General features: G+C 57.7%; 13 protein-coding genes. 5 read left to right on the top strand and 8 right to left on the bottom strand.

What is annotated here, in order from left to right:
• From V6L79_RS04245 to V6L79_RS04235, 3 genes are read left to right on the top strand one after another with little or no spacing between them, the layout of a single operon-like run.
• The gene (locus V6L79_RS04245; RefSeq protein ID WP_321835352.1) at positions 1–1116 is read left to right on the top strand and encodes an ATP-binding cassette domain-containing protein; all 1116 of its coding nucleotides are present in this window, start codon (positions 1–3) and stop codon (positions 1114–1116) included.
• Positions 1106–1750 carry a methionine ABC transporter permease gene (locus tag V6L79_RS04240; protein ID WP_261740514.1) on the top strand — a complete coding sequence of 215 codons (645 nt, stop codon included), beginning with the start codon at positions 1106–1108 and terminating at the stop codon, positions 1748–1750. The genes V6L79_RS04245 and V6L79_RS04240 overlap by 11 nt, the downstream gene beginning before the upstream one ends.
• A gap of 40 nt (positions 1751–1790) precedes the next feature.
• On the top strand, positions 1791–2432 hold the full coding sequence (locus V6L79_RS04235; RefSeq protein WP_338579862.1) for a class I SAM-dependent methyltransferase: 642 nt from the start codon (positions 1791–1793) through the stop codon (positions 2430–2432).
• 95 nt (positions 2433–2527) lie between these two features.
• Here V6L79_RS04235 and V6L79_RS04230 read toward each other — a convergent pair whose 3' ends face one another.
• The 4 genes from V6L79_RS04230 to V6L79_RS04215 form a co-directional block, all read right to left on the bottom strand.
• Positions 2528–3757 (bottom strand): nucleoside recognition domain-containing protein, encoded by a 1230-nt coding sequence (locus V6L79_RS04230; protein ID WP_261740512.1) that lies wholly within the window; start codon positions 3755–3757, stop codon positions 2528–2530.
• Positions 3758–3861: 104 nt separating this feature from the next.
• On the bottom strand, positions 3862–5181 hold the full coding sequence (gene gltP, locus V6L79_RS04225; protein ID WP_321835345.1) for a glutamate/aspartate:proton symporter GltP: 1320 nt from the start codon (positions 5179–5181) through the stop codon (positions 3862–3864).
• A 609-nt stretch (positions 5182–5790) separates the two neighbouring features.
• Positions 5791–5955 carry a DUF1328 domain-containing protein gene (locus V6L79_RS04220; RefSeq protein ID WP_261740511.1) on the bottom strand — a complete coding sequence of 55 codons (165 nt, stop codon included), beginning with the start codon at positions 5953–5955 and terminating at the stop codon, positions 5791–5793.
• A gap of 86 nt (positions 5956–6041) precedes the next feature.
• Positions 6042–6326, bottom strand: coding sequence for a hypothetical protein (locus V6L79_RS04215; protein ID WP_261740510.1), 285 nt, complete (start codon positions 6324–6326; stop codon positions 6042–6044).
• Positions 6327–6769: 443 nt separating this feature from the next.
• Here V6L79_RS04215 and algB point away from each other — a divergent pair, with 443 nt between their 5' ends.
• Positions 6770–8116, top strand: coding sequence for a sigma-54-dependent response regulator transcription factor AlgB (algB, locus tag V6L79_RS04210; RefSeq protein WP_261740509.1), 1347 nt, complete (start codon positions 6770–6772; stop codon positions 8114–8116).
• A 7-nt stretch (positions 8117–8123) separates the two neighbouring features.
• Positions 8124–9914, top strand: a complete 1791-nt coding sequence (locus V6L79_RS04205; protein WP_338579861.1) for an ATP-binding protein — start codon at positions 8124–8126, stop codon at positions 9912–9914.
• Between the two features lie 8 nt (positions 9915–9922).
• Here the strand turns inward: V6L79_RS04205 and V6L79_RS04200 are convergent, their stop codons facing one another.
• The 4 genes from V6L79_RS04200 to V6L79_RS04185 form a co-directional block, all read right to left on the bottom strand.
• On the bottom strand, positions 9923–10702 hold the full coding sequence (locus V6L79_RS04200; protein WP_261740507.1) for an N-acetylmuramoyl-L-alanine amidase: 780 nt from the start codon (positions 10700–10702) through the stop codon (positions 9923–9925).
• A 208-nt stretch (positions 10703–10910) separates the two neighbouring features.
• Complete coding sequence (locus V6L79_RS04195) at positions 10911–12824, bottom strand: diguanylate cyclase (RefSeq protein ID WP_338579860.1); 1914 nt, start codon at positions 12822–12824, stop codon at positions 10911–10913.
• On the bottom strand, positions 12821–13699 hold the full coding sequence (locus V6L79_RS04190; RefSeq protein WP_261740505.1) for an endonuclease/exonuclease/phosphatase family protein: 879 nt from the start codon (positions 13697–13699) through the stop codon (positions 12821–12823). Before V6L79_RS04190 ends, V6L79_RS04195 begins: the two co-directional genes overlap by 4 nt.
• A 15-nt stretch (positions 13700–13714) precedes the next feature.
• Positions 13715–14353 carry a thiol:disulfide interchange protein DsbA/DsbL gene (locus V6L79_RS04185; protein WP_261740504.1) on the bottom strand — a complete coding sequence of 213 codons (639 nt, stop codon included), beginning with the start codon at positions 14351–14353 and terminating at the stop codon, positions 13715–13717.
• Positions 14354–14441 lie beyond the last annotated feature (88 nt).

Here is a 14441-nt window from a genome sequence, read left to right as displayed (position 1 = left end):
ATGAATGTGGCTATTGCTCGCGAACGACTCGAACAACCGCAGCCCAGTGCGAACCATACCGAGCTGCACCCCGAGCTGAGCCACGCCCATGTGCGTTTTATCGGTATCGGCAAAACCTATGACGGCCGCCAGGGCCCGGTTGAGGCCCTCAAAGGTATCGATCTGGCGATTCAACGCGGGGAAATCTTCGGCATTATTGGCCGCAGCGGCGCCGGTAAATCGTCGCTGATTCGCACCATCAACCGCCTGGAGCAACCCAGCAGTGGTCGGATTCTGATTGATCAGGTCGATATCGCTGGTTTTAACGAAGACAAGCTGGTCGCCCTGCGCCGCAAGATCGGCATGATCTTCCAGCACTTCAACCTGATGTCAGCCAAGACCGTGTGGCAAAACGTCGAACTGCCGCTAAAGGTGGCGGGCGTCCCCAAGCTGCAACGCGAACAAAAAGTCCGGGAACTGCTGGAACTGGTAGGCCTGCAAGACAAGCACACGGCCTACCCGGCGCAACTGTCGGGGGGGCAAAAACAGCGCGTCGGCATTGCCCGTGCGCTGGTTCACGACCCAGCGATTTTGCTCTGCGACGAAGCCACTTCGGCCCTGGACCCGGAAACCACGCAGTCGATTCTCGGCTTGCTGCGCGAGATCAATCAGCGCCTGGGCCTGACCATCATTCTGATCACCCACGAAATGGCCGTGATCCGCGATATTTGCCACCGCGTGGTGGTGCTTGAACAAGGTCGGGTGGTCGAGCAAGGGCAGGTGTGGCAAGTGTTCGGCGACCCGCAGCATGAGGTCAGCAAGACCCTGCTCGCCCCCTTGCAAGACACCCTGCCAGAAGCCTTGCAGGGCCGTATCACCGCGCAGCCCCTGTCTGCGCAATCAAGCGTGATCCTGCGACTGCGCTTTACCGGAGGTCAGGAGCCCGATCTTGGTGCATTGTTCAGCGCCCTCGGTGGCCAGGTGCGGTTGCTGCACGGCGGGGTCGAACACATTCAGGGGCATGCCCTGGGCCAACTGCTGCTCAGCGTGACCAGCACCTCACTCGGCGCGGACGAGCTACGCAAGCGCGCCAAACAATGGGCACAACACGTCGAGGTAGTAGGCTATGGGATTTGACCGTTTGTGGCAGGGGGTGATCGACACCTTCCTGATGGTCGGCGTGTCATCGCTGATCGCGCTGATTCTGGGCATTCCGCTGGCGGTGATTCTGGTCACCAGCGGCAAGGGTGGCATTTATGAGGCTCCGACGCTGAACAAGGCATTGGGTGCGTTCGTGAATCTTTTTCGCTCAATCCCATTTCTGATTTTGATGGTAGCGCTAATCCCGTTTACTCGCCTGATTGTGGGTACTACCTACGGCGTATGGGCGGCGGTCGTACCGCTAACCATCGCGGCAACCCCGTTTTTTGCCCGAATTGCCGAAGTCAGCCTGCGTGAGGTCGATCACGGATTGATCGAAGCCGCCCAGGCTATGGGCTGTAAGCGTCATCACATCATCTGGCACGTGCTGTTGCCTGAAGCCTTACCCGGTATCGTCGGCGGTTTCACCATCACCCTGGTAACGATGATCAACTCTTCAGCCATGGCCGGTGCGATTGGCGCAGGCGGTTTGGGCGACATCGCGTACCGCTACGGCTATCAGCGCTTTGATTCACAAGTGATGCTGACAGTGATCGTATTGCTGGTGATTCTGGTGGCCGTGATTCAACTCGGTGGCGACCGCCTGGCCCTGGCACTGAACAAACGCTGAGGTATAGTCGGCGGTCTGAATGCCGCCGACTGAGCCTGCGATGACCCTTGACCCAAAGACCCTCGAACAGATTGCTGCCACCACCCTTGGCCACTATCAACAGAGCGCTGAGGGCTTCCGTGAAGGCACCCGCGACCACGACGTGAGCCAGAATATCGACGCCCTGCTGCGCCATATCCAGGGTACAGCGCCGTTTTCAATTCTGGATTTTGGCTGCGGGCCGGGGCGCGACTTGCAGACCTTTACCCGGCTGGGGCATGTCGCAGTCGGGCTGGATGGCACCGAGCGCTTCACCCAAATGGCCCGCGAAGACAGCGGCTGCGAAGTGTGGCACCAGGACTTTCTCAAGCTCGACTTGCCTGCCGAACGCTTCGACGGCATTTTCGCCAACGCCTCGTTGTTCCACGTCCCAACCCAGGAGTTGGGGCAAGTCCTGGGCAAGCTGCACGCCAGCCTGAAACCCGGCGGCGTACTGCTCAGTTCCAACCCTCGAGGCGACAACCGCGAAGGCTGGAACGGTGAACGCTATGGGGCATATCACGATCTTGAAAACTGGCGAGCAATGCTGACGGCTGCCGGTTTTGCTGAACTGGAGCACTACTATCGCCCGGCGGGCCTGCCCCGCGACCAGCAGCCCTGGCTGGTGAGTGTGTGGCGCAAAGCACCTGCGCAAACTCTGTAGCCGCTGCCGAAGGCTGCGATAAGGGCCGAAGGACCTTAAGCTTCGCAGCCCATCGCAGCCTCGCTACGTTCCTCAGCGGCTACAGGTTTTTTGGGTTAACCAAAGAACCAGTAGCACACCAAAATCGCAGCCACCACACCCGCAAACTCGGCCAGCAAGGCGCAGCCCACCGCATGCCGCGCGCGCTGGATGCCTACGGCGCCAAAGTACACCGCCAGGACATAGAACGTGGTTTCAGTGCTGCCCTGCACCGTGGCCGCCACCAACGCCGGGAAGCTGTCCACACCCTGGGTTTGCATGGTTTCGATCAGCAGTGCCCGCGCAGCACTACCCGAGAACGGCTTGACCATCGCCGTAGGCAATGCGTCGACAAAACGGGTGTCCCAGCCCAGCCACTCGACCACATGGCGAATACCGTCGAGGCCAAAGTCCAGTGCCCCGGAAGCGCGCAATACGCCCACCGCACAAAGCATCGCAACCAGATACGGCAGCAGGTTCTTGGCCACGTCGAAGCCTTCTTTGGCACCTTCGACAAACGCTTCGTAAACCTTGACCTTGCGCAGCGCACCAATCACCAGAAACAGCATGATCAGCCCGAACAGGGTCAAGTTGCCAAGGATCGAGGACAAACTGGCCAACGCCGTGGCCGACAGGGTCGCCAGCAACGCCATGAAGCCACCCAGGATCAACGCGCCCGGCACCAGATACGCCAGCACCACCGGGTCCCACAGCCGCAAGCGCTGCACGACAGCGACCGAAAGCAGCCCGACCAGGGTCGAGGCGCTGGTCGCCAGCAGAATCGGCAGGAACACCAGCGTCGGGTCCGGAGCCCCTTGCTGGGCGCGGTACATAAAGATAGTGACCGGCAATAGAGTCAGGGACGACGCGTTGAGCACCAGAAACAGGATTTGCGCATTGCTCGCGCTGGTCGGGCTTGGATTGAGCTCTTGCAGCGCCCGCATGGCCTTCAGACCAATGGGCGTAGCCGCATTGTCCAAACCCAGGCCATTGGCAGCAAAGTTAAGCGTGATAAACCCCAGCGCCGGGTGACCGGCCGGAACTTCCGGCATCAGGCGCTTGAACAGCGGCCCCAGCGCCCTGCCCAGCCAATCGACGATGCCGGCTTTTTCAGCAATACGCAGAAAACCCAGCCACAAGGTCAGGGTGCCGAACAACAGAACCATCACTTCGACCGACAACTTGGCCATGGCGAAGATGCTTTCCACGATCGCAGAGAAGATCCCGGCATTGCCCCCCACCAGCCATTGGGCGAGCGCCGACACCATCGCGACGACGAAAAAGCTGAGCCATAGGCCGTTGAGCATCGAGAAAACTCCTGGAAGATGGGCGAATGATAGCGGCCAAGCCTCAGAAACAACAAACCCCGGACAAGTCCGGGGTTTGTGGGAGTGCAGCTACCGCGTGGCGATTACTCGCCTTTTGGCAGTGCCTCTTTGCTGCGCCAGTGCGGCAGCGAGTTCCAGTAGCGCTCGCCCTTGGCGTCGTCGTACATGCCTTCCCAACGCGAGATCACCAGTACCGCCAAGGCGTTACCAATCACGTTCAGGGCAGTACGAGCCATGTCCATCACACGGTCGACACCGGCGATAAAGGCCAGGCCTTCCAGCGGGATACCCACGCTGCCCAGGGTGGCCAGCAGCACCACGAAAGACACGCCCGGTACACCGGCGATGCCTTTGGAGGTGACCATCAGGGTCAGTACCAGCAGCAATTGCTGGCTGATCGACAGGTCGATACCGTACAGCTGAGCGATAAAGATCGCCGCGATACTTTGGTACAGCGTCGAACCGTCAAGGTTGAACGAGTAGCCGGTCGGAACCACAAAGCTGCAAATCGCCTTGGGTGCGCCGTAGGCTTCCATCTTCTCGATCACACGCGGCAGCACGGTTTCGGAGCTGGCAGTGGAGTAAGCCAGAACCAGCTCATCCTTGAAGATGCGCATCAGCTTGATCACGGAGAAGCCGAACAGCTTGGCGATCAGGCCCAGTACTGCGAAGGCGAAGAACAGGATGGCGGCGTAAACCAGTACCACCAGCTTGGCCAATGGCACCAGGGAGGCGAAACCGAAGTTGGCAACCGTCACGGCGATCAGCGCGAACACACCGATTGGCGCGTAGTTCATGATCATGTGCGTGACTTTGAACATCGACTCGGACACGCCCTGGAAGGTTTTCACCAGCGGGTCGCGCAGTTCGGCGTTCAGGCTCGACAAGCCGAGACCGAAGAGCACCGAGAAGAAGATGATCGGCAGCATCTCACCGCGAGCCATGGCCGCGAAGATGTTCGAGGGGATCAGGTTGAGGATGGTCTCGATAAACGCATGTTCATGCGTTACTTCAGCAGCAGTGGCTGCATATTTGGAGATATCGACCGTGCCCAGGGTGCTCATGTCGATCCCGGCACCGGGTTGGAACACGTTGGCCAGCACCAGGCCGACCAAAATCGCGATGGTGGTAACCACCTCGAAGTAAAGAATGGTTTTAAGACCGATGCGACCGAGTTTCTTCGCATCTCCCACGCCTGCAATCCCGACAACCAGTGAAGAAATCACGATTGGGATTACGATCATCTTGATCAGACGGATAAAGATATCGCCGGCAGGTTGCAGAACGTTACTGATCCACCAGGCCTTTTCAGCACTGAAATGGTTAAGCAGCGCGCCGATTGCAATCCCGAGGACCAGACCAATCAGGATCTGCCAGGCGAGGCTAAGTTTTGCCTTCTTCATGTCATTACCCTTACTTCAAGTGGACTCGGGCAGAGGCTCAGACTAGAGCGCCGCAAAGCGCAAAAATCTGAAACCTCCACCCCCGTAGAAGGTCGCCCAAACCGAGCCAGAAAGGCTCTTTGGCAGGCGAAAAAAGGCGCAACTATTCCCATGCATGAGGTGGCCGTCTAATGCCGTAAACGCCTACCCTATGCCGAATCGGCATGGGTTTTGTCCGACAAGACCTCAAATCGCCTCTTTTGCGATTCCACAGAATAGACGACATAAGCGCCGTAGACCGGCTGTTTCAAGGTCTTTTTGACGAAGGCGGGGGTGGCATAAAGCCGCATATATCCAAGAAATATCCGACAACACAATTCAGATATAAGGACGGGCTATTTTTCTCTTTGTCGATATACGGTCGACGTTTCGAAGGACGGTTCAGGCCACATTTATTTTTTAAAAAATGAACCCTGATAAGACATTACGTATGACAGAAGAGTTTCTACAGGCACAAAAAACCAAGGTAAACCCTTGGTAAAGTCAAAGCATGTAACCGGTTTCATGATCCGCTGCCGCCGCCCTTTAACAGGGCAGCGACCATTGCTTTAAATGAAGGGGCGAACATCTCTAGCCTCGACCGCGACGACCAAAGATAAAGGACACCACAAACATCACCAGGAACACCACAAACAGGATCTTGGCGATACCGGTAGCGGTACCCGCAATACCACCGAAGCCCAGAACAGCAGCGATGATGGCGATAATCAGGAAGGTAACTGCCCAACTCAACATGGTGATTCTCCTTATTACTGTGCAAAACAGAATGATGCCAAAGGTGTGTCTCAACGCCCCAACCAGGGCCTCAAGGTTGTGAACGCTTAAAACACCCAACGTTCCGGTGCAGGTTGCGAATGGGCTGTTTGTGTTTCATCGGAGGCCGCCAGTTCATAGTGGCCAATGGATTGAGCCGCAGGACCCAATGCCTTGAAATGCTGCTGGATTGGGACCGAGTGCTGAACTATCGCAACAGGTTGCGGCTCTGACTGCCAACGGCCCCATTGCTGACCACCAATTAATGTCACCGACAACGCGAGGCTGGCGAACAGGCCTTGTTGCAGATGCAATGACGAAATGCGCATGCTGGCGAAATCTTGATGATTCATGCTCCAACTCCTGCCACCCCGTGGTCTTTGTAGTGACGTCGCCAGCTTTGGCGACTTTTATACACAGGAGATTGCAGGTCGCGTGCCAGCTCTTAAACTAAGATAAAATGCTTATAAATCAGCTACTTACTATAATTTCAAAAAGCACTCTGCGCGCATCTTGCACGATATACGCGACTCAGGTCGTGCGTTTTGCACGACCTGGCAGGCACGAAGGCCTATACATACTCTGCTCAAGGTCAAGCCACCTGTAGGAGCGAGCCTGCGGCTCCAAAGGGGAATTTTTTCTTCCTGGAGTTCAACCTAAATAGCTTTGAAATCAGCCAGTTGCTCCATGCAGCACCCAGCCTTCAGTGCTAGCCTCTGCATCAATCCTGAAAAATCATGCAACTTGCCCGATTATTCCGACACTAACCAAGATCACTCATAGAGGAACGTAGGAAATGGAATCAGCCAACGAGCAACAGGGCCGCATTCTGCTGGTCGACGACGAGTCCGCCATCCTGCGTACATTCCGTTATTGCCTCGAAGATGAGGGTTACACCGTGGCCACCGCCAACAGCGCGGCGCAGGCCGAGTCGCTGCTGCAACGCCAGGTGTTCGACCTGTGTTTTCTGGATCTGCGCTTGGGCGAGGACAACGGCCTGGATGTGCTGGCCCAGATGCGCATTCAAGCACCGTGGATGCGTGTGGTGATTGTCACCGCCCACTCGGCCGTCGATACCGCCGTTGATGCGATTCAGGCCGGTGCTGCAGACTATCTGGTCAAACCGTGCAGCCCAGACCAATTACGCCTGGCAACAGCCAAGCAATTGGAAATGCGCCAGTTGTCTGCCCGCCTTGAAGCCCTGGAAGGCGAGGTGCGCAAACCCAAGGACGGTCTGGACTCCCACAGCCCGGCCATGATGGCGGTGCTGGAAACCGCCCGCCAGGTTGCCGGGACGGATGCCAATATTCTGATCCTCGGGGAATCCGGCACCGGTAAAGGCGAGCTGGCCCGGGCGATTCATGGCTGGAGTAAACGGGCCAAGAAGTCCTGCGTCACTATTAACTGTCCGTCATTGACGGCAGAGCTTATGGAAAGCGAACTGTTCGGCCACACCCGCGGAGCATTTACCGGGGCCAGCGAAAGCACGCTAGGCCGGGTTAATCAGGCTGATGGCGGGACATTGTTCCTGGATGAAATCGGCGACTTCCCACTGGCACTTCAGCCAAAACTGCTGCGTTTTATTCAGGACAAGGAATACGAGCGTGTCGGCGACCCCGTGACTCGCCGTGCCGATGTGCGGATTCTGGCCGCCACCAACCTCAACCTTGAAGACATGGTGCGCGATGGCCGTTTTCGTGAGGACTTGCTCTACCGCCTGAACGTAATCACCCTGCACCTGCCACCGCTGCGCGAACGCAGTGAAGACATCCTGACCCTGGCGGATCGTTTTCTCGCCCGCTTCGTCAAGGAATACGCCCGCCCTGCCCGAGGCTTTAGCGAAGAAGCCCGACTGGCGCTGGCCAATTACCGTTGGCCAGGCAATATTCGCGAGCTGCGCAACGTGGTCGAGCGTGCGAGTATTATTTGCCCTCAGGAAGTGGTCGAAGTCAGCCACTTGGGCATGGCCGAGCAAACCACGCCCAATGCCCCGCGTATTGGAGCGGCACTGAGCCTGGATCAGTTGGAAAAAGCCCATATCGGCGCCGTTCTGGCCACCAGCGAAACCCTGGATCAGGCGGCAAAGACCCTGGGCATTGACGCCTCGACGCTGTACCGCAAACGTAAACAGTACAACCTGTGAGCATCCAATGAGACTTGCGATCAAGCTGCGTACACGTCTGTTCCTGAGCATTTCGGCGCTGATTACAGTGGCGCTGCTAGGACTGCTGCTCGGTGTCGTCAGCGTGATGCAAATGGCCAAAAGCCAGGAAGCATTGATCCGCAATAACTTCATCACCCTGGATCTGGGCCTCAAGCTGCGTCAGTCCCTGGGTGACCAACTGGTCCTGATGTTGCACAACCAGCCAGACCAGAAAGCGTTGCAGGCATCGACCCAGGAGTATCTGAAACTGCTCGATGAAGGCATTGAGCACGAGCGCAAAAACCATTTGCAAAGCGGTTTTGCCAAGGCCCGAGTGGACTACGAAAGCTTTTTGCTGGCGCTCAACCAGGCTGACGACGCCCAGCTCAATCTGAGCAGTGACCAGGAGCTTTCGAGCCGATTCAATCAATTGCGCAACGGCCTGATTGCCGAGCATCGCCGTGCACTCGACGATATCTACGCGGCACAGGCTTCGGCCCGTGATCGAGCCGTGATCATTGCCTCTTTGCTGGGCATGGTCGGCATTGCCGTGTTGATCATCGGCTTTATTACCGCCCACGGTATTGCCAGGCGTTTTGGTGCACCTATCGAGGCGCTGGCCAAAGCCGCCGATAACATTGGCAAAGGCAACTTCGAGGTGGTGCTGCCGCTCTCTTCCGCCACCGAAATGAACCTGCTGACACGGCGCTTTGGCATCATGGCCGAAGCTTTACGCCAGCATCAGGCAACCAATGTCGACGAACTGCTGGCGGGTCAACAACGCCTTCAGGCGGTGCTCGACAGCATTGATGACGGGCTGTTGATGATCGATCAGCAGGGTCGGCTTGAGCATTTGAACCCGGTGGCACAACGACAACTGGGCTGGGATGAAAGCCGTCTGGGCCAGCCACTGGGAGAAGCGCTGAAACGCCAGGAGCTCGACCAGCAACTGCAGACCGTGCTGCGCGGTGGCAGCCTCGAGCGGTTGCCAGAAGACTTGAGTGTCGACATCGAGGGCGAAAATCGCCTGCTGACCTACAGCCTGACCCCAGTCAGCCAGCCTAAAGGACCGATTCTCGGTGCTGTAATGGTGCTGCATGACGTGACCGAGCAACGCGCCTTTGAGCGCGTGCGCAGCGAGTTCGTACTGCGCGCCTCCCACGAGTTGCGTACCCCAGTGACCGGCATGCATATGGCGTTCGGCCTGTTTTTGGAGCGCGCGCGGTTCGATCCACAGTCCCGTGAAACCGACTTGCTCAATACCGTCAACGAAGAAATGCAGCGCCTGATGCAGTTGATCAACGACCTGCTGAACTTCTCCCGTTATCAAAACGGCATGCAAAAACTCAAACTCGCTCCCTGTAATATTCAGGAGATGCTCGAACACGCCCGCGCCCGATTGGCAGCGCCTGCAGCCGCCAGAAATATCGAGTTGATCATCGACCTGCAACAGCCTCTGCCTGCCCTCAATGCCGATGAGGCCCAACTGGAACGAGTGCTGGACAACCTGCTGGATAACGCCTTGCGCCATACCGCCAACGGCGGCCAAATCCGGCTGCAGGCCCGCCGTCATGGCGAGCGGGTAATCATGAGCGTCGAAGACAATGGCGAAGGCATCGCCTATAGCCAGCAAGGACGTATTTTCGAGCCCTTTGTGCAAGTGGGGCGTAAAAAGGGCGGTGCTGGCCTTGGGCTGGCGTTGTGCAAAGAGATCGTGCAACTGCACGGTGGACGCATCGGGGTGTACTCGCGCCCCGGCCAGGGCACGCAGTTTTACATGGCGCTCCCGCTGCTATAACAGGAGCGTTATTGTTTTTGCGTGTTCAGGACTTTCAAGATAGCCGCACTTTCAGCATCGGGCGTGCCATCGAAGCGTGAGGGCCTGAAGTGCATCTGGAATGCCGCCAGCACGTGGCGCGTTGCAACATCCAGCTCCCCGGTTTGCGGGGTCTCATAGCCCAACTGCGCCAGTTGCTGCTGGAACCAGGTAATGCTCGGCAACGCGTAGGCGAACAACGCCTGCTCCTGAGCGACTGCCTGAGCGTTAGGCCACATGCCAAAGCCTGCATCGGCCAGACGCTTCCAGGGAAACAGCGGGCCCGGATCGAGCTTGCGCAGTGGCGCTATATCGCTGTGGCCAACGATGTTGTGCGGGGCGATCTTGTAGCGGGTGGTGATGTCTTTAAGTAACGCGATGACAGACTGGATCTGACCTTCGGTGTAGGGATACCAGACGCGTCCTTGTGGCGTATCGCGAAAGCCCTTGTTGACGATTTCAATACCGATGGAGGTGGAGTTGAGCCATGTGCGACCTTTCCACTGGCTTTCGCCCGCGTGCCAGGCGCGCTGGTTTTCATCGACCAGCCGGTAAATCGTCGGTGGTGTATCGCCCACCAGGTAGTGACTGCTGACAGGCCCACTGGTTAGCAACTCCAGCGAGCGCTCCAGGGAGGTTGAGGTGTAATGAAGCACCACGAACTGCACGCGGCTGTCGTGATTGACCGAAGGATGACTGGTATCCATGCGCAAGCCGTTGCTGCAACCAGCCAGCAGGGCAAGGGACAAGAGCAGAGCTGAAAATTTCATGGGCGATGACAACACAACTAAACAATTAATCGACAAGCATACCTCACCGGCCTTGTCCCGCAGCTGTATGGGGCTAAAGGAGAGGTTCCTCACCTCTTTAATGTAGCCGCTGTCGAGCTCCGCGAGGCTGCGATTACCTGGCTATTGATCGCAGCCTCGCGGAGCTCGACAGCGGCTACAGAAATTCGGAATTTCGATGGCTCGGGATTTACAGGAACTCGGTGGCTACGCAATTGCGGCCACGATTCTTGGCCCGATATAACGCTTCATCTGCCCGTTTGAGCACATGATCGCTGCGATCACCCACCCTGAACGCCGATACACCGATAGAGGTGGTAACGGTCACGGGCTCGCCCTTGAAGTGGAACGGACACGCCTCGATCGCCGCGCGCAGTTTTTCAAGCTGCTGCAAGCCCGCCTCAGGCGTTGTACCAGGGATCAACAAGACAAATTCCTCGCCACCAAAACGCGCAACAAAATCAGCTGGACGCAGGTGCTTGCGCAACTGGGCGGCAATGATCTTGAGTACCTTGTCGCCTGCCAGATGACCGTAGCCATCATTGATGCGCTTGAAGTGATCGAGGTCGAGCATGGCAATCAGCAGTGGGTTGCCGTGGGTTTGCCACTGTTCGACTTCATATTGCAGACGTTCTCCCCAGGCCGCCCGGTTAGGCAAGCCGGTGAGGGGGTCGATCAATGCTTTCTGGCGCTGCTCTTCAAGGTGTTCACGATAGCCTTGGGCCTGCTGCTCCATATGCGCGATACGCTCGGCCAACCCTTGCAGATGGGCTGAAACTTCCTGTTCGCGAATAGCGCGCTGCTGCTGGTGATGGTCCATCGTGCCCAGCAACCCTTCGAGGCGGTTTTCCAGGAGGTGCTTGAGACTGTTGAGGTCCACGGCGTCCTGCACACTGTTTTGCAAACCATCGACGTGTTCGCGCAGTTGGGTATGCAAGTCGTCGGCGGCAGAGCGTCCTTCGGCATGCCCCTCACTGGCGGCCTGAAGGTTGTTCTGAAACGACTCAAGACGCCCGTTGAGCTGTTTGAGATACGTCTCGAACTCATGTTGACCACTATCAGTAATCGCCAGCATCAAGACCGCAAGATCGTCGAGGATCGGCAGTAATTCGTACCAGTTAAGCCCTTTTTCAAGACGCTTACTCATCGCCTCGGCTTGGGGGCGGTGGTGCTCGGGCAGCGACAGGCCGCTCAACAGTCCGAGTAATGTCGATTCAATATGCAGCGCGACGCTGCTGTAGGAGGGTTCCGGGCTTTCAGGCAGTGCATGGACGGCATCGACCTCAACCGACTCAGTCTGCGGGCTGTCAGCCGTTTCATCCGGCGGCTGCTCGACCAGCGCCACTAATGATTCAAGCGCGCCGCTGGATGCCTGTTCATCCGGCACCTCAGGAACCAGCTCCTCTGGCTCGTGAAGTACTGAAGCCTGATCCTCGCTTGCAGCCGTTGGCGTCAACAGCGGTTCAGGCTGCGCAATGGGCGCTGCCAGCGGTTTGACGGCAACCGGCGTGGCAGGAGCTTTCGCCGCATGGGGCTCGGCAACCGACACCGTAATTGGCTCGCTCGCCGCCTTGTCGGTTTCTTGCGCCCCGAACAGGCGCTGCAGCAAGCCCGGCTTGGGTGCTTCTGCGCCATTGAGCTGCGGCGCCAGTGCCTGCCCCTGCAAACGGCTGAGTTCGTCCAGTAGCAGCGGTAGCTCACGGGCGTGGGTTACCCGGTGATCGAGCTGTTTGGCAAAGGCCTTGAGCGGCTTGCTGACTTCGCGAGGCAGCGCTAACGCTTGCAGTTGCGTCACCAGGGTATTGAGCGCAACGCTGACCTGCTCAACCCGGGTTTCGCGCCGCTGCTCGGAGTCGAGCACGGCTTTTTCAAGACGTGGCAGCAAAGCGGCCAAGGCAGCGTCCATTTCATTGGTGCGCACCGCTTCACGCATTTCTTTCATGCACTGGTCGACGGTGCGATCGGTGCCTTCAGCCGCCAAGGTGCTGCGCACCAAACCACGGCGCAGCAAGTCGAGACGAGCATTCCAGCGCCGCTCCAGCTTGTCTTGCTGCTCGACGCTTTTCAGGTATTTCTCTTTCCAGCGCGAAGCCTCATCACTCATGCCTGGGGCTCACTGTCAGTCGGGCGCAACGCGAGCTGTGAATCGACCCCGACAGAGCCAGGCAAACGGATATCAACCGCCACGGGCAGATGGTCCGAGATAGGTTGATTCAGCACTTGCACACGCTCAAGGGTCAGGCTGGGACTGAGCAAAATATGATCAAGACAACGTTGCGGACGCCAACTGGGGAAGGTGGCCTCCATTTGCGGCGCCAGCAACCCGAGGTCGCGCAAAGGTGAGGTTTGCAACAGGTCGTTGGCATGGGTGTTCATATCGCCCATCAGCACCTGATGCTGATAGCCACCAATCAGCTCGCGAATGTAAGCCAGCTGTCGGGTACGGGTTTTGGTTCCGAGCGCCAGATGCATTATCACGACCACCAGCGCATCAGGGCCATCACCAAAACGCACCAGAATCGCGCCACGACCCGCAGGGCCGGGCAAGGGGTGATCTTCAATCATGGTTGGACGCAGTCGGCTCAGCAGGCCATTGCTGTGCTGGGCCAGACGACCGAGGTTGCGATTGAGCTGTTGATACCAGTAGGGGAATTCGCCCTGTTGGGCCAGGTACTTGACCTGATTGATGTAGCCGGAGCGGTGGCTGCCACCGTCGGCCTCTTGCAGGGCAACCAGATCGAAGTCGCCCAACAAGTCGCCAATGCGCTCCAGATTCCCGGCCCGCCCTTTGTGTGGCAGTACATGCTGCCAACTGCGGGTCAGGTAATGTCGGTAGCCTTGAGTACTGTTACCGACCTGGATATTGAAACTGAGCAGTCGCAAACGCCGATCATCCGGCATCCCGCAGGCTGCCAGATGATCCTCGTTGACCTGCGGCTCATGCAGACCAACGATTCGTTCGCCTTTCCAGCGGCGCATGGGAGAGGGCGCCGCTTAGTTTTTAGCGTTCGCGGCACGCTCTTTGGCGATCAACTGATCGGCAACATTCAATGCGCCTTCAGGACCACCGGCAGTGCCCAGGTCGAAGCGGTACTTGCCATTGACCACCATGGTCGGTACGCCGGAGATCTGATAGGCCTGAGCCTTCTTCTTGGCGTCTTCAACCTTGCCTTTGACGGCGAACGAGTTGTAGGTGCTCAGGAATTTATCTTTATCGACGCCAACGCCGGCCAGGAACTCACCCATTTCTTCTGGGGTAGCCAGTTTCTTGCCGTCATGAATGGCCTGGAACACAGCTTTGTGGACCTTGTTTTCAACGCCCATGGCTTCAAGGGTGATGAACAGCTGGCCGTGAACATTCCAGATCCCGCCAAACATGGCAGGGATACGCACGAAATTCACATCTGCCGGGAGTTTTTCAGCCCAAGGATTGATGGTCGGTTCGAATGCAAAGCAATGCGGGCAGCCATACCAGAACAGTTCGACAACTTCGATCTTGCCAGGCACGGCAACCGGGACGGCGCTGCTCAGCTCTACATATTGTTTACCCGCTTCAAGCGGTTCGGCAGCTTGAGCGGTCATGCCAAACAGGCTGGCACTGACGAGAGCGGCGCTGAGAATCAGATTACGCATGCTTTACTCCTGGGCAGATAAGGTCGCATCAACGTGACCTGTATTCAGACAGGTCCGCTATGGCTTGAGTTCGATAGTGTAACGGTAG

It is taken from the genome of Pseudomonas sp. ML2-2023-6 (assembly GCF_037055265.1).
Taxonomy (GTDB): Bacteria; Pseudomonadota; Gammaproteobacteria; order Pseudomonadales; family Pseudomonadaceae; genus Aquipseudomonas; species Aquipseudomonas kulmbachensis.
Note: the sequence above shows the minus strand (reverse complement) of the source record. Positions and strands in the feature narration are given on the sequence as shown.

Bases quoted from the DNA above. Each gene is read 5' to 3' on its own strand.
- V6L79_RS04245 (WP_321835352.1), top strand. From the start codon at position 1: ATGAATGTGGCTATTGCTCGCGAACGACTCGAACAACCGCAGCCCAGT.
- V6L79_RS04240 (WP_261740514.1), top strand. From the start codon at position 1,106: ATGGGATTTGACCGTTTGTGGCAGGGGGTGATCGACACCTTCCTGATG.
- V6L79_RS04235 (WP_338579862.1), top strand. From the start codon at position 1,791: ATGACCCTTGACCCAAAGACCCTCGAACAGATTGCTGCCACCACCCTT.
- V6L79_RS04230 (WP_261740512.1), bottom strand. From the start codon at position 3,757: ATGCTCAACGGCCTATGGCTCAGCTTTTTCGTCGTCGCGATGGTGTCG.
- gltP (WP_321835345.1), bottom strand. From the start codon at position 5,181: ATGAAGAAGGCAAAACTTAGCCTCGCCTGGCAGATCCTGATTGGTCTG.
- V6L79_RS04220 (WP_261740511.1), bottom strand. From the start codon at position 5,955: ATGTTGAGTTGGGCAGTTACCTTCCTGATTATCGCCATCATCGCTGCT.
- V6L79_RS04215 (WP_261740510.1), bottom strand. From the start codon at position 6,326: ATGAATCATCAAGATTTCGCCAGCATGCGCATTTCGTCATTGCATCTG.
- algB (WP_261740509.1), top strand. From the start codon at position 6,770: ATGGAATCAGCCAACGAGCAACAGGGCCGCATTCTGCTGGTCGACGAC.
- V6L79_RS04205 (WP_338579861.1), top strand. From the start codon at position 8,124: ATGAGACTTGCGATCAAGCTGCGTACACGTCTGTTCCTGAGCATTTCG.
- V6L79_RS04200 (WP_261740507.1), bottom strand. From the start codon at position 10,702: ATGAAATTTTCAGCTCTGCTCTTGTCCCTTGCCCTGCTGGCTGGTTGC.
- V6L79_RS04195 (WP_338579860.1), bottom strand. From the start codon at position 12,824: ATGAGTGATGAGGCTTCGCGCTGGAAAGAGAAATACCTGAAAAGCGTC.
- V6L79_RS04190 (WP_261740505.1), bottom strand. From the start codon at position 13,699: ATGCGCCGCTGGAAAGGCGAACGAATCGTTGGTCTGCATGAGCCGCAG.
- V6L79_RS04185 (WP_261740504.1), bottom strand. From the start codon at position 14,353: ATGCGTAATCTGATTCTCAGCGCCGCTCTCGTCAGTGCCAGCCTGTTT.